Below are 24,105 nucleotides of genomic sequence, written 5' to 3' on the forward strand. Positions count from 1 at the left end.
TTATTAATAATGTTTAAATATTTAATAATGGACTATTTGATGGGGACTGCATGAATAATTTGGTGCCAAGTGCGTAAGGTCAAGCTCATTGGTTCCATTATTTGATGGAATTATTTATTTTAAGTACGGATTTCAATCTTAGAACGCAAATCTTAGATGAAATTTTATGAGAATATTTTGAAGTAATCATATACCTGATTTAAAAAAATTAGTCGGAAGGGATGAGAATATTTACCTGCTGTGGGTGTGGCGTTATGGCTTTAGCCATTACACCACCGGGCGTGTTTGGAGACTTACTGGTCTTTGGTAAGGCTTCAAACCGAGGTTCGAGACCGTTCTTTGGCTCGGACCGGTCCGCATAGCAGGTAAATGTTCTCATCCCTGTAGACGGTCAACTTTAGAAACCAACTCTCAGCTCCGGAGACGGCATATTTAACATTACTTCGAAAAAAACATGAATTGTTCACTGTTTTGCTTTATAATCTTGTAGGAAGATATGTTTTTAGGAGAAAAAAAGATGAAAACACGAAGAAGCGAACGTTTAATTGATATGACTCGCTATTTATTGGAACGACCACATACACTGATTTCTTTGGCCTTTTTCGCTGATCGATTTGAATCAGCAAAGTCATCGATATCTGAAGATTTAGGAATTTTACGCAGAACTTTTATGATTAGGGGAATCGGAGTTCTGGAAACATTGCCTGGAGCTGGTGGCGGTGTTATTTTCACACCTGGAATTTCCAAGAAAGAAGCTACTGAATTTGTTGAAAGCACCTCAAAACGTTTGGTTGAACCTAATCGAATTTTGCCTGGTGGCTATTTGTATTTGACTGACCTTTTGGCTGATCCCGAACTATTGAGAACAGTTGGGAGAATGATTGCAACACAATATTCACAGAGTTCAATTGATGTTGTTATGACTGTAGCCACTAAGGGTATACCAATTGCCCAAAGCGTTGCTAATTTCTTGAACATTCCATTTGTGATTGTCCGTCGTGATTCAAAGATCACTGAAGGCTCAACCATTAGTGTTAACTATGCCTCTGGATCATCTGATCGAGTTGAAAAAATGGAACTTTCTAAACGAAGTCTTGATGAAGGATCACGTGTCCTTGTCGTCGATGACTTTATGAAGGGCGGCGGTACTATCAACGGATTGCAGAGTTTAATTTCTGAATTCAATGCAATTTTTGTTGGTGCTACGGTCTTTGCTGAGAACATCAATATTCATAGTCAATTTAGTGATGCTGAAATCACTTCAATATTTAAGGTAACTAAAATCGATACACATAATAAAATTTTGAACGTAGAACCAGGGAATTATTTAGCTAATACCGATTTCAGTTATTTTGAATAAATTCTTGATTGAGCAGTCATATATAATAATGCTATTATATATAAGGATATTTGAATGACTGAAGGGAGTTTCTGATGTCGAATCGTTATGTAATAATTCTTGCTGCTGGAAAAGGCACAAGAATGAAGTCGAGATTGTACAAAGTTTTACATCCTGTTGCTGGTAAGGCTATGGTCGACCATGTTCTAACTCAAGTAGAAAAGGTCCAACCGGACATGATTGAAACAGTTATTGGGAATGGTGCTGACAAAGTTAAAGAATTACTTGGTGACAGAACAAAGTATGCTTTGCAGTCTGAGCAATTAGGTACGGGTCATGCTGTCTTGCAAACTGAAAAAGATTTAGGTGATAAAGACGGTATTACTTTGGTTGCTACTGGTGATACACCATTGTTCACTGCTGCAACTTTTGAAAAACTGTTTGATTTTCATGAAAAAGAAGGCGCTGCTGCCACTATTTTGACAGCTCATGCTGATGATCCATTCGGTTACGGTCGTATTGTCCGTGATGGCAATGGAAATGTTGAAAAGATTGTTGAACAAAAAGATGCTTCAAGAAGTGAACAAGAAATTCAAGAAATAAATACTGGTGTTATTTGTTTTGATAACAAATTGTTGTTCGAAAACTTACATAATGTTAAGAACGACAACGCTCAAGGCGAATATTATTTACCAGACGTAATTTCAATGCTTAAAGAACAAGGTAAGAAGGTCTCAGCTTACGAAATGGCTGACCTCAGTGAATCAATGGGTGTTAATGACCGAGTTGCTTTGTCTAAAGCTGAAAAAATTATGCAAACAAGAATCAACGAACAACATATGCGTGATGGTGTTACAATCGTTGACCCTGACAATACTTACATTGATGTAGATGTTGAAATTGGCAACGATACTGTGATTGAACCTAACGTTAAGATTTTTGGTAGTACAAAAATTGGTTCAGAATGTATTATTGGTTCTGGTTCAAGAATTTCTGATTCAGAGATTCAAGACAATGTTGAAGTAATTAGTTCAACGATTGAAAATGCTATTATGCACAAAGGTAGCAATGTCGGTCCTAATTCACACCTCAGACCTAATGCTGAAATTGGTCGCGATGTTCACATTGGTAACTTCTGTGAAATTAAGAATGCCAAGATTGGTGACAGAACTAAGGTAGGTCATCTATCATATGTTGGTGATGCTACACTTGGGACTGATATTAATGTTGGTTGTGGTGTTGTCTTTGTAAATTACGACGGTGTAAAGAAGTGGCACAGTAATATTGGTGACCATTCATTTATCGGTAGTAATTCAAACATTGTTGCTCCAGTTGAAATGTCTGATCACTCATTTATTGCTGCTGGTTCAACAATTACAAACGACATCCCTAAGCATGCTATGGCTATTGCGCGTCAAAGACAAACTAATAAAGAAGATTTTTGGAATAGATTACCACTATCAAATAGTGAAGATTGGGAATAAGGGTGAATAATTAAATGTCATTTCAAAATAACGAACAACCAATGAAGATTTTTGCATTGAATTCAAACAAGCCTTTAGCAGAAAAAATTGCTAAAGAGGTTGGCGTACCACTAGGAAAGTCATCAGTTACACGTTTCAGTGATGGTGAAATCCAAATTAATATTGATGAAAGTATTCGTGGTTCCGAAGTATTCTTGATTCAATCAACTTCAGCTCCAGTTAATGACAATTTGATGGAACTATTGATCATGGTTGATGCTTTGAGACGTGCTTCAGCTTCAGTTATCAATGTTGTGATTCCATATTATGGTTATGCTAGACAAGACCGTAAGTCACGTTCACGTGAACCTATTACTGCTAAATTAGTCGCTAATATGTTAGAACGTGCTGGTGTTGACCGTGTTCTTGCACTTGATCTCCATGCTGCACAAATCCAAGGATTCTTTGATATTCCAGTTGATCACTTGATGGGTGCTCCATTATTGGCTGATTACTTCTTGTCAAATCATCTTGAAGAAGGCGCAGTTGTTGTTTCACCTGATCATGGTGGTGTTACACGTGCCAGAAAACTTGCTGAATTCTTGAAGACACCAATTGCCATTATTGATAAACGTAGACCTCGTGCCAATGTTGCCGAAGTTATGAACATTATTGGTAATGTTGAAGGCAAACGTGCCATCATTATTGATGATATGATTGATACAGCCGGTACAATTTCATTAGCATCACAAGCACTTATTGATGCCGGTGCTACTGAAGTTTACGCTTGTTGTACACATCCAATTCTTTCTGGCCCAGCTATCGAAAGAATTGAAGCATCACCAATCAAAACTTTAGTTGTTACAGATTCAATCAACCTTCCTAAAGATAAGATCATCGGCAAGATGGTTCAAGTTTCAGTTGGACCACTTATCGGTGAAGCTATCAAACGTGTTCATGACAATGATCCAGTTAGTCCATTGTTCAATACTCGTTTTGAAAGAAAAAGTAAATAATAAAAGAATAGAGAGTGAAACAAGGGCGTCCAGCTCCCGAGCATTTTCGTAATTAAGTGAATTGCACGCCGAACTTAGCGGGCGATTTACTTAATTACGAAAAGCGGAAGGAGTTGCCCTTGTGTAACTCGTTATAGAGCCACTGCAGAGTAGTGGTTCTATAACTGTTCGATATTAAAAATGAAAAGAGAGTTTGTAATCAACCTTTGAAGATTACGAACTCTCTTTTTCTATGTATAGGTATATTGAATTAGCAAAATTAAATGTAAGCCTTTTCCGTAAGCTATGTAATAACATCAGACTTCGTGATATTATGAGCAATAGATAGGCCGATTCAAGACCGAATTGGGGTGATATGATGAAACAGTATAAAGTGATTGTTTGGGGTCTCGGTAATGTTGGCCGGGCCGCAATTAGAATGATCCAAGAAAAGGAATCTTTGAAATTAGTTGCCGCAGTTGATGTCGATCCAAAGAAGATTGGCAAAGATGCTGGAGAGATTTTTGATTTTCCAAAAACTGGCGTTACGGTAATTGCTGATATTGATGAAGCATTGAAACTTGATGCTGACGTAGTTTTAGATTACACACCGCTGGTTCGTGATGAAAAGGGTGGCTTTACGCCAAGTGCAGTCGATGTTTGTCGTGTCTTGAAAGCTAAGAAAAATGTTATTACAACTTTGCCAATATATTACTCACAAGCAACGACACCAGATCTTTACAAGATGATCAATGATACCGCTAAAGAAAATGATGTTTCGTACTTACCAACCGGTTTGTTACCTGGAGCTTATGCATCATATATTCCAACGGTATTGGCAGGTTTAATGGGTCGTGTCGATAAAATCACAGTTCAATCAGGTGAGGATGATCAACACAATTATTCAAGTTGGGTCAAAGTATTTGGTTACGGGATGGATCCTGATAAATTCCCACAAGATAGACTTAAGTTAGGAATTGCCTCGTATTATGTTTCAGGTGTTTACGAAATGGGTGAGCGTTTAGGATTTAAGTTTGATGATATGAAGATCGAACACGAGTGGTACACGGCTCCCGAGGATTTGCATCCAACATTTGGAACAGTTAAAAAGGGAACCCTCTGTGGTCATAAGTTTACAATGAGTGGCATGGTAAATGGTGAGGCCAAAGTAAGCTTGATATATGTACATAAAATTTGTGATGATGTTGTTAAGACACCAGCAATTGATAATAAGATTCATATCGAAGGGATGCCAAAATCTTTGGATATCACGATTGATGGTATGATGCCTTTGGATGAAAGCTATGTTACTAGTGCTGCACCAAGTGTCAATGTAATACCAATGGTTGTTGATGGTACCAGCGGCTTCATACAGGCATTAGATTTGAAAGTTGTTACACCGCTCAAATAAAATGTAGTCAATTTTCTAGCATTAAAACAAAGAGACACTGTAGTCCAATTTGGATTACAGTGTCTCTTTGTTTTAAGTGGAACAGTTATATCTATAGTTGTTTTACATTATTACTGATTTTTAAAATCACTAAATTAATACCTATTGTTATGATCGTTTCTCTGTTGGTATCTCAATAAATCACGGATCTGTTGTAAGTATTCAGTTTGTGGATCAGGTATTTCGTCACCATTTTGATCAAACTTACTACGTGAACCATCACGACGCATTTTGTTCATCATCTTAACAATCATAAAGACCACAAACATAATGATTAGAAAATTGATTAATGCGTTAATGAAATCACCAATCAAAAAATTGGCTCCTAAAACTTGAAATTTCATATCTGATAGATCAATTTGTCCAATAAAAAGTCCGATTAACGGATTTAAGAGGTAAGTAGTCGTCGCTGATACCAAACTATTAAAGGCAGCACCAACGATAACACCGACAGCCAAGTCAATAACAGTACCACGGGAAATAAATTCTTGAAATTCCTTAAACATTCTCGTCAAGTCTCCTTTATTAATAGTACCTAACTAAAGATTGAAAGCTTAGATAAGTATGCCGTTTCCAGAGCTTAGAGTATTCAATTGCTGTGCGGAACGGCCCGAGCCAAAGTGCGGTTTCGAACCTCGGTTGAATACTCTCAGCTCTTCCAACTAGCACCATGCGTTGTATCCAACATACTTTTTTCAATCTTCAGATAGTACCTGTTTCAAAGTACAAGACCAACTTTACTATATTTTTAAAAAAATTAAAGAGATGGATTGTTTTTTATTTAAATTTTAATAGAGCATGAGGCTGTTTTTTTTGAAATCCATGTTCATTTTCAATAAAAAAAGCAGTTCACAAGTATTGAAAATATTGTGAACTGCTTTTATTGGCTCTGTAATATGGTCTGTTGCATTTATCGATTGATTTATTATTAAAGAGCAACTAGTCGGAAGAACTAAATATTTCTCGGCTCTGGAGACGGCATAATAAAACAATTATCTCTTCAAATATTCAGCATACTGAGCCTTTACATCACTCAAATCAGTCAAGGCTAACTTCTGATTGACCTCATCAGTCATATCCTGTTTTGTTTCGTCATCCCAGTCAAAATACTTACTCATATAATCGATAACAGCGGTTTTAATAGTCTTCATGTGATTAATATCAAACAGCATTTGACTGCTACGTCTAAGCAAGTAGTCGATAGGATGTTCAACCATTTCAAACTTAAGGCCATAATTCAACATTGCCCAGTCGATTCGTGGTAGGCGGGCCTTAGTTTTTGTTTCAGGTAACAATTGATAAACATCGATGACGTTAGAACCATAACGCTGGACCAACTTTTCTGCATCTTCACGTTCAAGGTCGTAATTAATAATGCCCTCGTGAACTTCTTGGTCAAAGAAATCCATCCAGCCATTGTCACCACCAACATCACCGCCAGATAAAGTTAAATCTTGAGTGATCGTTGCCTTGAATTCGTAATCAGTTTCAAATGATAACTGTTGGGCGACACGGTCGACAATTTTTTCTGCCATTTTGCGATAACCGGTCAATTTACCACCGGCAATTGATAATAGATCGGAATCGGATTGAAAAATTTCATCTTTACGAGAAATTTCGGAAGGAGATTTACCCTCTTCTTGAATTAGAGGTCGGACACCGGACCAACCACTTTCGACATCATCTGGTGTTAAGTATTGTGGTAAATCAAACATTTCATTGGCGGCAGCAAGGATATAGGTGACATCTGTTGCGGTAATATTTGGTTCTTTGGGATCGGCAGTCCAAGTCGTATCAGTCGTTCCAATATAAGTTTTGCCTTCACGCGGAATTGCAAACATCATTCGACCGTCGTGAAATGGTGTGTCAAAATATACGGAATTTGAAATCGGAAATTTTTCGTGGTCAATAACTAGATGTACACCCTTAGTTAAGTGTAGATGCTTGCCTTTATCGGAATCATCCATTTGTCTAATATCGTCAACCCAGGGTCCACAAGCGTTGATAACTTTCTTGGCATGAATTTCACCAGTCGAACCGTCAATGAGGTTTTTGAAAATAACACCGCAGATTTTATTGTTTGCATCATATAGGAGACCAGTAGCCTTAACGTAATTGGCAATTAAGGTGCCATTTTCGTTCGCCTTTTTCAAAACTTCTAGCGTCAAACGGGCATCGTCAGTCCGATATTCAACATATACACCAGAACCCTTTAGATTTTCACCTTTCAAATAAGGCTCCCGTTCCAGAGTGTCGTGTGGATTTAACATGTACTTGCGTTCAGAATGTTTGACTTGAGCTAAGCGGTCGTAAACATCCAAACCAATGGCAGTTGAGAATGGCCCAAAGGTACCATCTTCATAAAAGGGCAGCATCATTTTTAGTGGCGTTGTAACGTGTGGAGCATTGTTATAGACGAGTGCTCTTTCACTGCCGACTTCATGAACTTCCTTGATAGCGGCCTGTTTGAGGTAACGAAGTCCGCCATGGACTAATTTGGTTGAGCGACTTGAAGTTCCGGAAGCAAAATCGCGCATTTCAATTAAACCGGTTTGGATATTTCTTGTTTGGGCATCGAGCGCAATGCCACTACCAGTAATACCGCCTCCAATTACTAACAGGTCTAATACTTGATCCTGCATTTTTTGTAAGTTGTCTGATCTTGTTTTGCTGGAAAATTCTGTCATAGTACCCTCCTGTATTTCACACATTTTGGCAAATTAAGCATAATCTCATCAGCCAGTAATTGCACAAATAAAATATCAAAATAGGCTAGTTTTATTTTAATAAAATTATGGAGAAGTTGAAAGCGTTTTAATGAACGATTTTGTCATTATGGATATGTTTTTGAAATTCTTCGTAATCATCACTGAAAATATCGTCGGGATGTTGAATCAACATAAATTTAGGGAAGTAGAAACGTTCGTCACCTAAAATTTTCCCGGTTAAGGCATTAACCAAACGACTGACGGTTGATAATTCAATCAATGAACCATCGTCTTGCATAATTTCAATCTGAGTTCGACTCTTGTTGGAGTTAGGATTATAAACATCGTAGGGTAAGTCGTAGCTAGTATTAGTAGCGGTGTAATAGTCTTTGTCAAAGCCAACATTTTCGACTACTTGAGCAAGCTGTGGCAACATTTTTTCGGTGTTGGTATCGTATTCTGCAGACTTGAATGGTTTACGAGATAAAAAGCGATATGCTAGATCCTTGAGAATTTCGTCGGGGTAGCTTTGCCAAAGGGTAAAGTACGTATTAAGGATTCCATCATCGAGTAACAAGTAATCGTTAATAGTGACTTTGTTTTCAAAGAAGGGAATCAAGAGACTAGGCATTTCGAAACCGTTCATATGATTGTGCTCATAGAGATCTTTGGCCCGTTGCAATAACTTAGTCAAAACGACTTCCATACCGCGTGAGACAGGGTGAAAATAGACCTGTTGATACATCTGGAAGCGACTAACGATATAATCTTCAACCGCATGCATTCCATCATTGTCAAAGGCAATGCCACCTTTGTATGGTCGCATAACCCGCAAAATCCTTGTGAGATCAAACATCCCGTATTTGGTACCGGTAAAGTAGGCATCTCTTAAAAGATAATCCATTCTGTCAGCGTCTACTTGACTGGAGATCATTTGAACAACTTGAGGATTAGGATAAGTGTGAGCAATGACACCGGCAACTTTTTCAGGGAAATCATCAGATATTTGGCGTAAAACGGCGTTGATTTCGGTTTCTGGTGAAGTGATTATTTTTTGAGTCCACAATTCATGATCAGTATTGAAAATATGTTCGAAAGTATGTGAATAAGCCCCATGACCGACATCATGCAATAGTGCTGCACACAAAGCTACGATACGTTCGTTGTCATCCCAAAGGCCATCTCCGGGTGTCTTGGTAGGATAATTGCGTTGAAAATTATCACAAATCTGGCGAGTTATTTCGTAAACACCCATACAGTGTGTGAAACGAGAATGTTCAGCCCCTTGGAAAGTAAAAGATGATGTTCCCAACTGTTTAACTCTACGGAGACGTTGAAATTCTTTAGTGTTGATTAAATCAAGAATCACTTTGTGCTGAATGTGAATGTAATTATGGATCGGATCACGAAAAACTTTTTCTCGTGGTAACATTTCGATATTGTATGGCATTTATTTTTCCTCCAGAATAAATTTGTTACGTTTAATTAAATCAGTTAATGTAGTATTATAAGCTTTTTGATAAGGCTCCGAACTTTGAACGATAAAGAATTCTTCACGGTCAATTCGATAATGGGCTTCTAGGACATCAAGAATGTTTTGCTTAGCTTCAGCAATGGAAAGCTTTCGATTTAATAAAGTGTCGAGGTTTTCCATGGACTGCAAGTCGATTTCCGGATATTCGAAGCGTTCGTGTTTGGGAAAATTACTGACTTCGTAAAAGTCTTTCATCAGTTGACTACGTTTCCTTTGGTTGCCACTGATACTAATGTAGGCCATGACAGCTACTGCATTTCCAGCGCGTCGTTGCGAGATTCCCGCAAATTTTTTACCGTCAATGCTGAGATCATAAGTCCCAGGACAATATGAATGAGTGATTTCACCAGTTTTGATTTTTGTTGAGAAAGCTTGTTTTAATAAGGAATACATCTTTTCGTAGGCATCATCGATTTGTAGATTATCCTTGTCTGATAAGAAGATTGTACAGTTAAGGATTCCCTCGTCAGTCACAACACCTAAGCCACCAGAATTGCGCAAATAAAAGAGATGATTTTTTTCTGCTAGCATTTCCAATCCAGCTGACAAGTTGTGTAGACGTTTATCTTGCATACCTAAGATGACTGTAGGTGGCGTCGTCCAGAAGTGGAGCACTGGTTGATGATTTTCAGAGACAAATTTTAAAATAGCACCAGTGTCCGAAAATGGAACAAGCATTTCTTTGTTAGAGCTTATTTTTTGGTCGTATAATATAATAGTATTGTTCACTTGATCACTTCTTCGTTTTTGTTGTTATTGAGGGATGCTGCTTCTGGTAGTCAGAAATTTTCGCCTGCCATGAGGACCGGTACGATCCAAGGCCTTGCACGAGGCTGCTGAAAAACTAAATTAGAGAAATTTAATCCACCATTTTCGTTTTATTTGAGACACTATTTTGGGTAATTCCACCCACTTTTGTACTCAATAATAACTGTTTTATGGGAATTGATTTTTTAAAATTAAAAATTCAGAAGTTTTTCAGCAGCCTTGTCTTGCACCTCGCTTTGAATCTGGCATTATAGTGGCTGAATCCTCTCTTAGATCCGGAGATGGCTTACAAATATAATTTTATCATGTAGAGGCAATAGGGTATTGGAAAATAATAGTTTTGATATAAATGTCGAATTAAATATTGAGACATTGCAATCGGGAGAATTAACGCATACTAAAATTTCTGAACCGGGTAAATTTACTCAAGTTGGAAATTCGATTTATTTAAGATTTAACGAAAGTCTAGAAAATAATGACAAAGCATCAATCTTAGTTAAAATTACGGAAAAGGGTGAAATTCATGTTAAACGTGTCGCTAAATCGACTAATTTAGCATCTTTACTCTATTTCACTCATCAAGAACACAATAATGGTCACCTGGAAACAGAATATGGAGTTTTACCATTAGACACTTATACCAAGGATTCTAAGGTCGAAATTGTAAGTAATCCGCTTTCTGGAAAAATAAACATTGATTATGACTTGATTTACGACAATAATGTAATAGGTAATTATAAGTTTAGATTGATTTTTAGCGCTTAGGTCTATATCATTATAAGTAAGACGCTGCGAAAGGACGTGTACACGTTTGAAGTTTGACAAATTCAAGGATCAAAACAAAGACGAACTCTCATTGATCGAGGTCGCGTATGAGATTCTAAACAACAATAAAAAAGAAGTAATGAATTTCTCAGATATCGTTAATGAAATTCAAGATTATTTGGGTAAATCTGATTCAGATATTAAGGAGTCACTTCCTCAATTCTATACAGATTTAAATAACGACGGTAGTTTTCTTTCACTCGGCGAAAATGTTTGGGGTCTACGTAAGTGGTACCCATATGACTCAGTCGATGAAGAAGTAAATCACCCTGAGGATAATGGTACTGAAAATACTCACAAAGCTGCTCAAAAGGTTAATGCCTTCTTGAGTGACGATGATGATGACGATGTTGTTGATTATGACGACGACACTGATTTGAATGTAACTGATATGGATGATGATGACGAAACTGACGGCAATACATCAGATAGTGGTCCAGACTTATCTAAGTTTACTAATTCAGATTTGACATCAGTTGATGACGATGATGATGACGAACACGATGACAGTCTTGAAGATGGTATCGAAGGTCAATTATCAGAATTTGACGCTGACGACGATGATGATGAAGACATTGATCTCTCAGATGACGATGATGACGACGACAGTGATGATGATGACGCTGACGAAGATACAGATAAATAAGTCAAACTTTTTTAATTAAAAGTTTGACGAGCTGAACATATCACGGTATTATATAGTTCGGGCTCTATTAGATAGACAAATTCAAGTTCCCTGTTCATGCTGAATAGGGGACTTTTTTATTTTTGTGAGTAAGAAATCCCTAGAATTAATATGTGGAGGAAATCTATGACTAAGTACATTTTTATTACAGGTGGAGTTGTTTCATCATTAGGTAAGGGAATTGTTGCCGCATCCCTTGGTAGACTATTAAAAAATCGCGGACTAAAGGTGACAATGCAAAAATTCGATCCTTATATTAATGTGGACCCAGGAACAATGAGTCCATATCAACACGGTGAAGTTTATGTTACCAACGATGGTACTGAAACTGATCTTGATTTGGGACACTACGAAAGATTTATCGATAACGATTTGAACAAATATTCAAACGTTACAACTGGTAAAATCTATTCCGAAGTAATTCGTCGCGAACGTCACGGTGATTACAACGGAGCAACTGTTCAAGTAATTCCACATATTACAGATATGATCAAACAAAAAATTATGCGTGCTGCTACAACAACTGACTCAGACGTTATCATAACTGAAGTCGGTGGTACTGTTGGTGATATTGAATCACAACCATACCTAGAAGCATTGCGTCAAATGAAAGCTGAAGTTGGTTCAGAAAACGTTGTTTACATTCATACATCACTAGTACCTTACTTGAAGGCTGCTGGCGAAATGAAGACTAAGCCAACTCAACACAGTGTTAAAGAATTACGTGGAATTGGTATTCAACCTAACATCTTAGTTGTTAGAACTGAATTACCAATGCCACAAAACATGAAAGATAAGATTGCTTCATTCTGTGATGTTGACGCAGAAGCCGTGATCGAATCACGTGATGCAAGTTCACTTTATGACATTCCTTTGAATCTACAAGCTCAAAACTTTGATGATATCGTTTGTCGTTACTTGCACTTAGATACTAAGAAAGCTGACATGGCTAACTGGAATAAATTAGTTGACCGTGTTCACAACTTGAAGCACAAGACAAAGATCACTCTAGTTGGTAAGTATACAAAGTTACAAGATGCCTACATTTCTGTTACAGAAGCACTCCGTGCCGCTGGATACGCTTATAATACAGAAATAGAACTAGAAAAGATTTCAGCTGATCTTATTACAGAAGACAATGTGGCTGATTATCTTAAGGATTCTGATGGTATTCTAGTACCAGGTGGATTTGGTAGTCGTGGTCTAGAAGGTATGATCACAACGATCAAGTATGCTCGTGAACATGATGTGCCATATCTTGGAATCTGTTTAGGTATGCAAATGGCAAGTATTGAATTTGCTAGAAATGTAGCTGGTATCAAGGACGCTACAACTGGTGAAGTCGATGCTAATGCTCCACACAAGGTTATCGACATCATGGCTGATAAGAAAGATGTTGAAGATCGTGGTGGTACTTTACGTTTGGGTGCTTATCCATGTAAACTAAAAGAAGGTTCAAAAGCAGCTGCTGCTTATGATAATCAATCAGTTATCCAAGAAAGACATCGTCACAGATATGAATTTAACAACGAATATCGTAAGCAATTTGAAGATCTTGGCCTAGTATTCTCAGGCGTTTCACCCGACAACCGTTTGGTTGAAGTAATTGAAATTCCTGAAAACAAGTTCTTCGTTGCCGCTCAATACCATCCTGAATTCTTGTCAAGACCTACTAAACCAGAAGGCTTGTTCAAAGGATTTATCGGTGCAGCTTCAGGCCTTGAAGAAGACAACATGTAGTCTTCTTTTGAAGTAGTCAAATATAGTTAGGAAAAAGCTTATGCAAAAACTTGTAATCAACGGTGGAAAGAAATTATCGGGTGAAGTGACAATCGGTGGTGCTAAAAACAGTACCGTAGCGTTGATTCCAGCAGCCATTTTATCTGATACACCTGTAGTGTTAGATTCCGTTCCCCAAATTAGAGATGTAAAAAATTTACGTTCTATTTTGAAAGATATGAACGTTACTTCAGAAATGAATAATGATGTATTGCGAATTGATCCGACCAAGATCCAATTTGCTGAATTGCCCAGTGGTAAAGTAAGCAGTTTACGTGCCTCATACTACTTTATGGGAGCCATGCTAGGTAAATTTGGTAAGGCTGTAGTCGGTTTTCCCGGCGGCGACGATATTGGACCACGTCCTATTGATCAACATATCAAGGGATTTGAAGCATTAGGTGCACACGTTGAGAACAAACATGGACAAATCATTATTACAACTCCTGAAGAAGGCCTCAAGGGAGCAAAAATCTTTTTAGATATGGTCTCCGTTGGTGCAACAATCAATGTCATCTTGGCTGCTGTTAAAGCTAAGGGAACAACCGTGATTGAAAATGCTGCCAAAGAACCAGAAATTATTGATTTAGCAACGTTTCTAAATAACATGGGTGCTGTCATCCGTGGTGTTGGGACTGAGACGATTCGTATTGAAGGTGTTGATACGCTTCGTTCAAATAATGCACATACAATTATTCCTGACCGGATTGAAGCGGGAACTTATTTAAGTTTAGCTGCTGCAAACGGTGGGGATATCTTAGTTAAAAATATTATCAGTGAACATTTGGATGCCTTTTTAGCTAAGTTGGATGAAATGGGTGTTAACTTGGAAGTTGGCGAAGACAGTATTTACGTTAAGCCATCTCCTGAATTGAAGGCTGTCAATATCAAGACGATGCCATATCCGGGTTTTGCAACTGACCTTCAACAACCAATCACGCCACTTTTGATGAAAGCAAGTGGTGAAGCGATGATCATTGATACGATTTATCCTAAGCGTGTGAAGCACATTGCACAATTAGCGAAGATGGGTGCCGATATCACAAGTGAAAATGATTTGATTTTTGTTCACGGTGGAGCCAAGCTCAAGGGCGCTAATGTAACTGCTGATGAAATTAGGGCCGGTGCCTGTTTGATGATTGCTGGCCTTTTGGCTGACGGTCAAACGGTTATCGATCATGCCGAAAACATTTTGCGAGGTTATGATCAAGTTGTTTGGAAGTTACACTGTTTAGGTGCGGATGTTAAATTAATCGGTGAAGATGATTTAATTGAGTCTTGACAGAAATGATTTAACCTGATAAATTAATTTATATCTTAAAACCAGAGAGGAAGTGCGCCGTTGAGAAATTAAGTTCAAATTTTAAATTATACAAAAATATTAATAATAATATTTCGTGTAGTTTGATTTGGCTTATTTTCTCAACAGTGCTTCCTTAAAAATAATTAAGGACGCTGTTCAGCGTCCTTTTTTTGTACGCAATTTCGTACTGCCAGATCAATCTGCACCTGAATGAGGGTGTTTTTAAATGGGAACAATACAAATAGAAAACGTGAGTTTTAAATATGATCAGATGGTTGATAACTTATTTGATTCTTTGAATTTGAAGATTGATGAATCTTGGAAGTTAGGCTTAATTGGTCGCAATGGTCGTGGTAAGACAACATTGTTGAAGTTGTTGATGGGACAGCTCGATTATCAAGGCAAGGTCGTCTCCAACTTAAATTTTTATTATTATCCACAGACGGTTGTTGATAAAAATGTTCCAACTGTTGAAGTCGTCAAAAGTTTAGCCAATTTGGAAGAATACGATCTTTGGAAAATCGAAATTGAATTCGAAAAGCTTCAAATTGATACGGAAGTTTTGCAACAAGAATTTGCAACCTTGAGTCCAGGCGAGCAGACAAAAGTTCTTTTAGCAATTTTGTTTATTGACGAATCAGGTTTTCAATTGATCGATGAACCAACAAATCACTTAGATATTGAGGGACGAAAGATTGTCTCCGATTATCTAAAAAACAAAAAAGGCTTCATCGTTATTAGTCATGACAAGTCCTTCCTAAATCCAGTCATCGACCACGTTATTTCCATCAACCGAGCGGATGTGGATGTGTATAAAGGCAATTTTGACACATGGCAAGAAAATAAGAACCGTCAAGATCAATCAGAAATAAATCAAAAAGATCAATTAAAAAAAGATATTCAGCGATTGCATGAGACAGCCGTTAAACGTGAGAACTGGTCAGACCAAGCAGAGTCACAAAAAAATAAAAAACATTATACTGAAAAAGTTAATTTGGACAAAGGCTTCTTGGGTCACAAGTCAGCCAAAATGATGAAAAAAGCGAAGACTGCTACTAAGCGTGCCAATGATGCGATTGATGAAAAGCAAAGTTTGTTAAAAAATATTGAAATTGAAGAACCAATTACTTTAAATTACGAAGAGGTTAAACATCCCAATATTTTTGTGACGGTGGATAACTTACAGTTGCAGCATGAGAATATAAAGACGCCAGTAGTTAACTTTGAATTAAAACGTGACCAAGTAGTGGCTATTTTAGGTCCAAACGGAATTGGTAAAACAACGATTTTCAAACAAATTCTCAGTTTGCCACAACCTTTTACACAAACAGGGGATATCCACCTGGCAAGTAATCTCAAAGTTTCCTATTTGAGACAGGACAATGAATTAGTTGGAAATATCAAACAATTAGCAATGGCTAAAAAGATTGAACCAGAAACAGTCTATTCAAATCTTCGTAAGTTAGGATTTGAACGCTATCTATTCGAGCAACCTGTGGAAAACATGAGCCAAGGCCAACGCCGAAAAGTTGCCTTAGCAATCAGTCTTTCAGAACCAGCTAATTTGTATTTCTGGGATGAACCGTTGAATTATTTAGACGTCATTACCAGACAGCAAATTATTGATGCAATAAAAAAACAGCACCCAACGATGCTGTTGATTGATCATGATCAAGATTTAATTGATGCGGTTGCTACAAGGAAAGTGGAATTACGCGAAGATAACTGATGATAAAGCGATAAGAAGTAATTAATTGAGAATTAGATACTTGGGATTTTTAAGTAATTTGGTATTAAGCTTGGGAGGTCAGGTCGTCTGGTATGACTTGGATTGTTTAGTTAATATCGTTGGTAATCGACAAATTAGTCCTCGGTTGTGAGAGATTTTGCCAGCAGTGAAAGTGGTGTTAGAGCAGTGAATTTCTGCTCTTACAGCACAGACGTGTTTTGAAATTCGCGGGCTTTGCGAAGTTCAAAACCGAGACTTGAGACCTTGGCTCAAGTCGGTCTCACAGCAGGCAAAATCTCTCGCAACCGAGGGCGGCAAAAAAAGAATAGTATTGAATATTTGCACAAGTCATGATAATATTAAACACTGTTAGTTAATATAATCTATATTTCCGTTAAGGATTTATGGCAAAGGAGCGACATAGAATGAAACAAGGAATTCACCCAGAATATCGTCAAGTTGTATTTATGGATTCATCAACAGGTAAGAAATTCTTAGCTGGTTCAACAATGAACTCAAAAGAAACAACTGATTTTGAAGGTACAGACTACCCATTGATTCGTGTTGAAATTTCATCAGATTCACATCCTTTCTACACTGGTAAACAAAAGTTTGCTCAAGCAGATGGACGTATCGATCGTTTCAACAAGAAATATGGTTTGGCAAACAAATAAAAAAAGTCATCCGTTCGGATGGCTTATTTTTTTGCTTTCGTATTCTTTGGCTTCAGGTGTGAAAATACCCAAACAAAGTTGATACCTGCTAAGAGGCTAGTACTTAGAAAGACTGCTGAATAGCTAAGTACGCTTGATATAGAGGAACCTAATAATGGTCCACAGACATTACCAACTGACTGGAAGGACTGGTTATAACCGAAGATCCGACCAGTATATTTGGGATCAGTGTATTTGGCTAAAATTGTTTGTACTTGCGGAACCAAGCAAGCGTCAGAGATACCAACTAAGAATCTTAAGGCAGCTAACTGCCAAACGTTGGTAACAAAGGCCTGAGGGATATAAACGATGATGGCAAAAATTAAACCACCAATCAGAATTTTCCCAGTACCGATCTTATCACCTAAAGCACCAAATCTTGGTGCGGCAATAATATTAGCGATACCTGGCATGGCCGCGACGACACCAGCGATTAACGTGACCTGATTCGAATTGTGCATCAGTTGTTTAACATACAAACTGATAATTGGATTGATCGAGTTGTTAGAAGCTTGGATGATCATTGTGGTAACAAACATTGCCAAAATTAAATTGGGATTTTTTAACTTGTGGAAAATTTCTTTGGTTGACTCTTCTTGACCTTTTGGAATAGGCTTGAAATCTTCCTTAATAAAAATCGTCACGAGAATAAAAGCTATAAATAATAATGACCCGGTTATCATAAATGGAATCCGATAACCGAAGTATTGGGCGATAACGCCACCGACCAGCGGACCAAGCAAAGTACCAGAAATGACTCCGGTATTAAGTGTTCCTAAAGCCTTGCCGCTTTCAGACCTTGGGGCTGTGGAAGCTATCAGGGTGTTAGAATTACTAACAAATCCTGAGAAGACACCTTGTAGGAGTCTTAAAACGACCAGCTGCCAAGGAGCAGTAACAAAAGCTTGCAGGAAAATTACAATGGCCATACCAAGTGATGCTCGAATCAACATCAATTTACGGCCACGGCGGTCAGCAATTTTACCCCAAACAGGTGAGATGATCGCCATGACTAGAAATGTTGATGAAAAGGCGATACCATTCCAAATGACGAGCTGACTTTTTGTGAAATTACCTAACTGGTTAATGTATAATGGCATAAAGGGTGTTATCATACTGAAGCCAATACCGGATACAAAAGTACTGAACCAAAGAACAATTAGATTTCTCTTCCAATAATTATTCGGCTCAGCACTGTCATCTGTATTAGATGTCATATACATCAAATCCTTTCTAAGTATCTTAGTATACTCTTTTTTTGTTTATATCTGATATATTTAATTTTTTATAGTTGAGGAAGTTTATTCATGAAAATGAAGTTAAGGGAAGTCTATTCAGCATTAAAAATTCAAAGTGATACGATTGAAGACGTTGAAATTACGGGCGTTTGTTTTGACAGTCGTAAAGCAAAGAAGGGCGACTTATTTTTTCCATTACAAGGGGACCGTGATGGACATGAATTCATCAACAGCGCCATTGAGCATGGGGTAAGTGCGACTATTTGGCAGAGTGATCATGATATTCTTAATGACAAGATACCTTATGTTGTCGTTAAGAATGTTTCGAACGCGTTTGAAACATTGGCCAAGTATTATTTGAACAAGGTTAATCCGAAAGTCGTTGCTGTAACTGGTAGTAATGGGAAGACTACCACGAAAGATATGATTGCAAAGGTTTTGAGCACTAGTAACAATGTTGCTAAAACACCGCAGAATTTTAATAATGAAATCGGTGTACCTTTTACGATCTTGAATATGCCTACTAATACTGAAGTATTGGTTATTGAAATGGGAATGGATCGTCCTGGACAGATCAATCATTTGAGTAGTATTGCTAATCCCGATATTTCAGTCATTACAATGATTGGAGAAGCTCATATTGAATTCTTTGGTACTCGTGACAAAATCGCTGATGCCAAGATGGAAATAACTGATCATTTAAATGAAGATGGAACTTTCGTTTATAACGGGGATGAACCATTATTGTTGGAACGTGCTAAAAATATTGAACAAAGACAATTGAGTTTTGGTAGTCACGACAGTAATGATTTGTATGCAACAGAAATTGAAGCAGGCAAAACAACGACAAGTTTTACTACCAATCAATGGCCGGACATTAAATTTGAAATTCCAATGATGGGTGAGTATAACGTCAATAATGCCTTGGCAGCTTTATTAGTTGGTCGCGCTTTACATATTAAACCAGCTGCTATGCAAAAAGCTTTGGGTGAATTATTTGTAACAGAAAACAGAACCGAATGGCTGAAGTCCCAAAATGGGGCCGACATATTGAGCGATGTGTATAACTCTAATCCCACTGCAGCCATTGAAGTTTTACACAGTCTCAAAGATATTAAGACTGACGGTCGTAAGCTGATTGTTTTAGGCGACATGCTAGAGCTTGGTGATGCTTCCAAGAATTTGCATGAGTCTTTAGCTGCACACATTGATAATACAGATTTTGAAAAAGTTTATCTGGTTGGTCCTGATATGAAGTATTTGCGTGACAAATTAAGTTCCAAGTATGACCAAAATGATCTGCTTTGGTACGACAAAGACCAACTGGCAGATTTGACCACAGATCTTAAAAAAGAATTAAAACCAAATGACACTGTCTTGTTAAAAGCAAGTCATGGAATTCACTTAGAAAACGTTTTACATGATTTAATGTAGTAGTTGTCATTTGAGTTTGTGTATAAAACGTGGTAAAGTAGTCAAATTGTTATTTATCGTGTTTTAAAAAATGGAGGACATTTGTGAAATTTAAAGAATTAGATTTAGATCCCAGATTATTGAGTGCCGTAGACGAAGCTGGTTTTGAAGAAACTACACCAATTCAAGCTCAAACTATTCCACTAGTTATGACCGGCGATGACGTTATTGGGCAAGCTCAAACTGGTACAGGTAAGACGGCAGCCTTTGGTTTACCATTACTAAATGCCGTTGATACTCAATCAAGCGAAATTCAAGCATTGATTATCTCACCAACTAGAGAATTAGCTATTCAAACTCAAGAAGAGTTATACCGTTTAGGTAGTAAGAAGAAAGTTAAAGTTCAAAGTGTTTACGGTGGTTCTGATATCAGACGCCAGATCCGTGCTTTGAAGAGTCATCCTCAAATTATTGTCGGTACACCTGGTCGTATGCTTGACCATATCAACCGCCACACTTTGAAGTTGCACAATGTTAAAACAGTTGTGCTTGATGAAGCTGATGAAATGTTGGACATGGGATTCGTTGAAGATATCGAAAGTATCTTATCAAACGTTCCTAACAAGCATCAAACATTGTTGTTCTCAGCAACAATGCCTAAGCCAATCCTTAAGATTGCTGACAAGTTCATGACAGAACCTAAGATCGTTAAGATCAAGTCAAAAGAATTGACTGCTGATAATATCGAACAATACTTTGTTAAGGCAAAAGAATTTGAGAAGTTTGACTTGATGACACGTCTTTTCGACGTTCAAGCTCCAGAACTTGCTTTGATCTTTGGTCGTACAAAGCGTCGTGTTGATGAATTAACACGTGGTTTGCAAGCTCGTGGTTACAATGCTGAAGGAATTCACGGTGACTTATCACAAGATAAGAGAACTAGCGTTTTACGTAAGTTCAAAGCTGGTAAATTAGAGTTCCTTGTTGCAACTGATGTTGCTGCTCGTGGTTTGGATATTTCTGGTGTATCACATGTTTATAACTTTGATATTCCTCAAGATCCTGATAGCTACGTTCACCGTATTGGCCGTACTGGTCGTGCCGGACACTCTGGTGTGTCAGTAACTTTCGTTACACCTAACGAAATGGGTTACTTACGTACAATTGAGAACCTTACAAAGAAGCGTATGGAACCATTAGCTCCACCAACTGATAAAGAAGTTCTTAAGGGACAACTTGAATCAGTTAAGGAAGATATCAAAGATACCTTGGCACATGACAAGCACTTGGATCGTTTCAACGATGCAGTTGAAGAATTGTTGTCAGAATATTCTGCTGATAATATTGCTCGTATATTCTTGAGCGAGTCAATCAAGGATGCTGAAAGTGTTCCTGTTAAGATTGCTCCTGAAAGACCACTTCCATCAAGAAAAGTTAGTCACAGCCGTTCAGGCCATGGCCGTCGTGGTAATGGAAGAAGCAATGGTGATCACAGTAATGGTGGTAACCATCGTGGTGGCGGAAACAGACGTAGTAGTGATCGTCACAGTAGTGGCAGTCGTAATCATGATGATAAGGGTGGCAAACGCCGCGAACATGACAACAAACGTAATGGTCGTAGCAAGAAGTCATTCAAGATCAGAACAAATCTTGAAAAATAATTAGAATTTTAAAAAAGACAAGGTAAATTATTTTACTTTGTCTTTTTTTGTACAGTAAAATGGCTAAAGGATGCCGTTTCCAGAGCTGAAAGTATTCAATTGCTGCGCGGAACGGCCCGAGCCTGGGAAGCGGTCTCGAGCCTCGGTTGAAGCCTCGCAAAACCTGCGAGTCTCCAACGCGCCCGGTGGTGTAATTGCTAAAGCAATAACTCCACTTTCGCTGCAAATGAATACTTTCAACTCTTCCAACTAGGTTTTTAATAATAAGAATGTCCAATTGTAATTTTTTGCTGTTTAAATAAATTGGTAAATAAATTTTATTTAGGACTGTCACAACAATGTTTATATTACTTTTTTACCTTTCAACCTTCCGCAAAATAAATATACTGAAGTATTTTGCGGGTGATAGACGGGGATGTAGTCTGCTGTGAGGTTGGTAAAACACTAATAAAACAGCACTATAACTGTGAAATTCATCCGAATCCACCATATACCAGTGTCTTATTTTGTTTTAATATTTTTAAAACCCTCGAGAATTTCAAATTGTGTGTATAATCAAATTTTTGAATAATTTTTTAGAGGGATACCATCAGATCTAGAGCTGGCATAACGCCAATCGTATTAAACAATGTAAGTTTGCATATGAACCTGTATCTATATAACTATTACTATGTAACTGTGTTTATATCAATGGTATGTGGTTAGTCAATGTTATCCACAGGAAACAAATTGATATGTTTTATGTGTTAATGCTCTCATCTCTGGAGACGGGAAAAGAAAAATTGAGTATACTCTAGGTATTAAGTTTTATGAATTTTATAAAATGGAGAAAAACATATGATCAAAGGTTTAGGTATTGATATTGCGGAGATCGACCGTGTGCGTAAGATTTATGGTCGTCATCCAAGATTCTTGGAAAAAATTTTGAATGCTGATGAAATGGAAATTTTTAATTCTTTGAACACTGAGAAATCGAAAATGTCTTACTTAACAGCTAGATTTTCAGTTAAGGAGGCTTTCACAAAAGCTATGGGAACTGGCTTGCGTGGAATTGGCTTTCATGATTTGAGCGTTTTGAACCACGAGTCAGGGCAGCCTTACATTAAGACTGATATTTTTAAAGGTAATATCCACGTTTCAATCTCGGATACAGATGAACTAGTAATAACTGAAGTTATTCTAGAGGAGGCAGAGTAAAATGTTACCATCAATTCACCGTCCAGCCTATGTTGAAGTAGACTTGAAGAAGTTACAACAGAATCTTAAAAATGAACTTGCACGAGTTCCAGAAGGCACAAAGGTTTTTGCGGTTGTGAAAGCTAATGCTTATGGTCACGGATTGGTTCGTGTGGCTAAGGCAGAAATTGAATTCGGAGCAGGTGGATTATGTGTTGCTACATTAGATGAAGCTTTGGAACTTCGTAATAACGGCATAGAAGCACCTATTTTAGTTCTGGGTATAGTTCCTGTTGAATATGCCAAAGTCGCAGCACGTGCTAATATTTCGCTAACCGTGGGTAGTTTGGACTGGTTGATGATTGCTGTTCAACTTAGAACAACCAATTTGAAAGTTCACTTAGGAATTGACAGTGGTATGGGTCGAATCGGTTTTCAAAAAAAAGCCGATTTAATTGAGGCTTGCAAGTTTTTGAATGACCATAAACAGGCCTTTATTCCGGAAGGGTTGTTCACACACTTTGCAACAGCCGATAATCCTGATGAAAAATATTTTGAAAAGCAAGTCGAAACTTTCAAAGAAATGTCGAGCGATTTACCAACTAAATTCACATACGTTCACTGTGCTAATTCAGCTACTGCGCTTTGGCACAAAGACTTGGCAATCAATATGGTCAGATATGGTATCGCATTGTACGGATTGAATCCATCACAAACTGATATTCCAGATTTGCCATATACATTGCAACCAGCCTTAAGCTTGTATTCTGAATTGGTTTTTGTTAAGAAAGTTAAGGCAGGAGACAGTATCGGTTACGGTGCTACATATACAAGTGAGAAGGACGAATGGATCGGGACCGTTCCGATTGGTTATGCGGATGGCTGGTTGAGAAGAATGCAAGGGTCAGACGTTTTAATCAATGGTGAACGTTGTCAAACTGTTGGACGTATTTGTATGGATCAGTTTATGGTACGTTTGCCAGGAGAATTGTCTGTTGGAACTAAGGTAACGATTTTGGGAAAAGATGGCGATGAAGAAATTACGGCCACCGATGCTGCCCAATATTCAGGAACAATCAATTATGAAATTCTTTGTTCATTGAGTGAGAGATTACCTAGAGTTTATAAGAATTAAAGATGATTGAGGCTATGAATTTTTCAATGTGTATGACAAAATAATAGCCGTTGATAGGTCAATAAACAGTTTCTATGGCGTTGTTTAGCATAATTAAGTCAAATACCAATATAAATTATAAAAGGGCGACTGAGAGCCTGTACGTATGTTTAAAAAATGTTCCGCTGCTCCTGAGTTGAAATAATATAATT

At 37.7% G+C, this 24,105-nt stretch carries 19 protein-coding genes; 14 read left to right on the forward strand and 5 right to left on the reverse strand.

Annotation, left to right across the window (positions count from 1 at the left end; translation table 11 throughout):
* Positions 1-517: 517 nt before the first annotated feature.
* From purR to FFM71_RS04645, 4 genes are all read left to right on the forward strand, one after another.
* On the forward strand, positions 518-1,360 hold the full coding sequence (purR, locus tag FFM71_RS04630) for a pur operon repressor (RefSeq protein WP_041501286.1): 843 nt from the start codon (positions 518-520) through the stop codon (positions 1,358-1,360).
* Between the two features lie 74 nt (positions 1,361-1,434).
* Positions 1,435-2,823 (forward strand): bifunctional UDP-N-acetylglucosamine diphosphorylase/glucosamine-1-phosphate N-acetyltransferase GlmU, encoded by a 1,389-nt coding sequence (gene glmU, locus FFM71_RS04635; RefSeq protein ID WP_137611026.1) that lies wholly within the window; start codon positions 1,435-1,437, stop codon positions 2,821-2,823.
* Positions 2,824-2,837: 14 nt separating this feature from the next.
* Complete coding sequence (locus FFM71_RS04640) at positions 2,838-3,818, forward strand: ribose-phosphate diphosphokinase (RefSeq protein ID WP_137611027.1); 981 nt, start codon at positions 2,838-2,840, stop codon at positions 3,816-3,818.
* Between the two features lie 355 nt (positions 3,819-4,173).
* The gene (locus FFM71_RS04645; protein WP_137611028.1) at positions 4,174-5,208 is read left to right on the forward strand and encodes a hypothetical protein; all 1,035 of its coding nucleotides are present in this window, start codon (positions 4,174-4,176) and stop codon (positions 5,206-5,208) included.
* Between the two features lie 134 nt (positions 5,209-5,342).
* On the opposite strand, the gene mscL is transcribed toward FFM71_RS04645, so the two are convergent.
* The 4 genes from mscL to FFM71_RS04665 all read right to left on the reverse strand — a co-directional run bounded on the left by mscL (position 5,343) and on the right by FFM71_RS04665 (position 10,218).
* The gene (gene mscL, locus FFM71_RS04650; protein WP_137611029.1) at positions 5,343-5,753 is read right to left on the reverse strand and encodes a large conductance mechanosensitive channel protein MscL; all 411 of its coding nucleotides are present in this window, start codon (positions 5,751-5,753) and stop codon (positions 5,343-5,345) included.
* 486 nt (positions 5,754-6,239) lie between these two features.
* Positions 6,240-7,934, reverse strand: coding sequence for a glycerol-3-phosphate dehydrogenase/oxidase (locus tag FFM71_RS04655; protein WP_137611030.1), 1,695 nt, complete (start codon positions 7,932-7,934; stop codon positions 6,240-6,242).
* Positions 7,935-8,061: 127 nt separating this feature from the next.
* Positions 8,062-9,405 carry an HD domain-containing protein gene (locus FFM71_RS04660; RefSeq protein WP_137611031.1) on the reverse strand — a complete coding sequence of 448 codons (1,344 nt, stop codon included), beginning with the start codon at positions 9,403-9,405 and terminating at the stop codon, positions 8,062-8,064.
* Positions 9,406-10,218: a lipoate--protein ligase family protein gene (locus tag FFM71_RS04665; RefSeq protein WP_137611032.1), complete on the reverse strand. Its 813-nt coding sequence runs from the start codon at positions 10,216-10,218 to the stop codon at positions 9,406-9,408.
* Positions 10,219-10,581: 363 nt separating this feature from the next.
* Here FFM71_RS04665 and FFM71_RS04670 point away from each other — a divergent pair, with 363 nt between their 5' ends.
* From FFM71_RS04670 to FFM71_RS04695, 6 genes are all read left to right on the forward strand, one after another.
* Positions 10,582-11,022, forward strand: a complete 441-nt coding sequence (locus FFM71_RS04670) for a YwiB family protein (protein WP_137611033.1) — start codon at positions 10,582-10,584, stop codon at positions 11,020-11,022.
* Positions 11,023-11,068: 46 nt separating this feature from the next.
* Positions 11,069-11,728 carry a DNA-directed RNA polymerase subunit delta gene (gene rpoE / locus FFM71_RS04675; RefSeq protein ID WP_137611034.1) on the forward strand — a complete coding sequence of 220 codons (660 nt, stop codon included), beginning with the start codon at positions 11,069-11,071 and terminating at the stop codon, positions 11,726-11,728.
* Positions 11,729-11,893: 165 nt separating this feature from the next.
* The gene (gene pyrG / locus FFM71_RS04680) at positions 11,894-13,507 is read left to right on the forward strand and encodes a CTP synthase (protein ID WP_137611035.1); all 1,614 of its coding nucleotides are present in this window, start codon (positions 11,894-11,896) and stop codon (positions 13,505-13,507) included.
* Between the two features lie 40 nt (positions 13,508-13,547).
* On the forward strand, positions 13,548-14,828 hold the full coding sequence (gene murA, locus FFM71_RS04685) for a UDP-N-acetylglucosamine 1-carboxyvinyltransferase (RefSeq protein WP_137611036.1): 1,281 nt from the start codon (positions 13,548-13,550) through the stop codon (positions 14,826-14,828).
* Between the two features lie 247 nt (positions 14,829-15,075).
* Positions 15,076-16,578, forward strand: coding sequence for a ribosomal protection-like ABC-F family protein (gene abc-f, locus FFM71_RS04690; RefSeq protein ID WP_137611037.1), 1,503 nt, complete (start codon positions 15,076-15,078; stop codon positions 16,576-16,578).
* A 425-nt stretch (positions 16,579-17,003) separates the two neighbouring features.
* Entirely contained in the window at positions 17,004-17,252 is a 249-nt protein-coding gene (locus tag FFM71_RS04695; RefSeq protein WP_137611038.1) for a type B 50S ribosomal protein L31, read from the forward strand.
* 23 nt (positions 17,253-17,275) lie between these two features.
* Here the strand turns inward: FFM71_RS04695 and FFM71_RS04700 are convergent, their stop codons facing one another.
* Positions 17,276-18,508: a multidrug efflux MFS transporter gene (locus tag FFM71_RS04700; protein ID WP_137611039.1), complete on the reverse strand. Its 1,233-nt coding sequence runs from the start codon at positions 18,506-18,508 to the stop codon at positions 17,276-17,278.
* 90 nt (positions 18,509-18,598) lie between these two features.
* Here FFM71_RS04700 and FFM71_RS04705 point away from each other — a divergent pair, with 90 nt between their 5' ends.
* From FFM71_RS04705 to alr, 4 genes are all read left to right on the forward strand, one after another.
* A complete protein-coding gene (locus FFM71_RS04705) occupies positions 18,599-19,963 on the forward strand; it encodes a UDP-N-acetylmuramoyl-tripeptide--D-alanyl-D-alanine ligase (RefSeq protein ID WP_137611040.1) in 1,365 nt (454 codons plus the stop codon).
* Between the two features lie 83 nt (positions 19,964-20,046).
* Positions 20,047-21,603 carry a degradosome RNA helicase CshA gene (gene cshA, locus FFM71_RS04710; RefSeq protein WP_137611041.1) on the forward strand — a complete coding sequence of 519 codons (1,557 nt, stop codon included), beginning with the start codon at positions 20,047-20,049 and terminating at the stop codon, positions 21,601-21,603.
* Positions 21,604-22,440: 837 nt separating this feature from the next.
* On the forward strand, positions 22,441-22,800 hold the full coding sequence (gene acpS / locus FFM71_RS04715) for a holo-ACP synthase (protein WP_137611042.1): 360 nt from the start codon (positions 22,441-22,443) through the stop codon (positions 22,798-22,800).
* A 1-nt stretch (position 22,801) separates the two neighbouring features.
* Positions 22,802-23,914 carry an alanine racemase gene (gene alr / locus FFM71_RS04720; protein WP_137611043.1) on the forward strand — a complete coding sequence of 371 codons (1,113 nt, stop codon included), beginning with the start codon at positions 22,802-22,804 and terminating at the stop codon, positions 23,912-23,914.
* Positions 23,915-24,105 lie beyond the last annotated feature (191 nt).

The organism is Companilactobacillus huachuanensis (assembly GCF_005404815.1).
GTDB classification, from domain to species: Bacteria; Bacillota; Bacilli; order Lactobacillales; family Lactobacillaceae; genus Companilactobacillus; species Companilactobacillus huachuanensis.

Coding starts and splice junctions, on each gene's coding strand:
- purR (WP_041501286.1), top strand. CDS start 518: ATGAAAACACGAAGAAGCGAACGTTTAATTGATATGACTCGCTATTTA.
- glmU (WP_137611026.1), top strand. CDS start 1,435: ATGTCGAATCGTTATGTAATAATTCTTGCTGCTGGAAAAGGCACAAGA.
- FFM71_RS04640 (WP_137611027.1), top strand. CDS start 2,838: ATGTCATTTCAAAATAACGAACAACCAATGAAGATTTTTGCATTGAAT.
- FFM71_RS04645 (WP_137611028.1), top strand. CDS start 4,174: ATGATGAAACAGTATAAAGTGATTGTTTGGGGTCTCGGTAATGTTGGC.
- mscL (WP_137611029.1), bottom strand. CDS start 5,753: ATGTTTAAGGAATTTCAAGAATTTATTTCCCGTGGTACTGTTATTGAC.
- FFM71_RS04655 (WP_137611030.1), bottom strand. CDS start 7,934: ATGACAGAATTTTCCAGCAAAACAAGATCAGACAACTTACAAAAAATG.
- FFM71_RS04660 (WP_137611031.1), bottom strand. CDS start 9,405: ATGCCATACAATATCGAAATGTTACCACGAGAAAAAGTTTTTCGTGAT.
- pyrG (WP_137611035.1), top strand. CDS start 11,894: ATGACTAAGTACATTTTTATTACAGGTGGAGTTGTTTCATCATTAGGT.
- murA (WP_137611036.1), top strand. CDS start 13,548: ATGCAAAAACTTGTAATCAACGGTGGAAAGAAATTATCGGGTGAAGTG.
- abc-f (WP_137611037.1), top strand. CDS start 15,076: ATGGGAACAATACAAATAGAAAACGTGAGTTTTAAATATGATCAGATG.
- FFM71_RS04695 (WP_137611038.1), top strand. CDS start 17,004: ATGAAACAAGGAATTCACCCAGAATATCGTCAAGTTGTATTTATGGAT.
- FFM71_RS04700 (WP_137611039.1), bottom strand. CDS start 18,508: ATGACATCTAATACAGATGACAGTGCTGAGCCGAATAATTATTGGAAG.
- FFM71_RS04705 (WP_137611040.1), top strand. CDS start 18,599: ATGAAAATGAAGTTAAGGGAAGTCTATTCAGCATTAAAAATTCAAAGT.
- acpS (WP_137611042.1), top strand. CDS start 22,441: ATGATCAAAGGTTTAGGTATTGATATTGCGGAGATCGACCGTGTGCGT.
- alr (WP_137611043.1), top strand. CDS start 22,802: ATGTTACCATCAATTCACCGTCCAGCCTATGTTGAAGTAGACTTGAAG.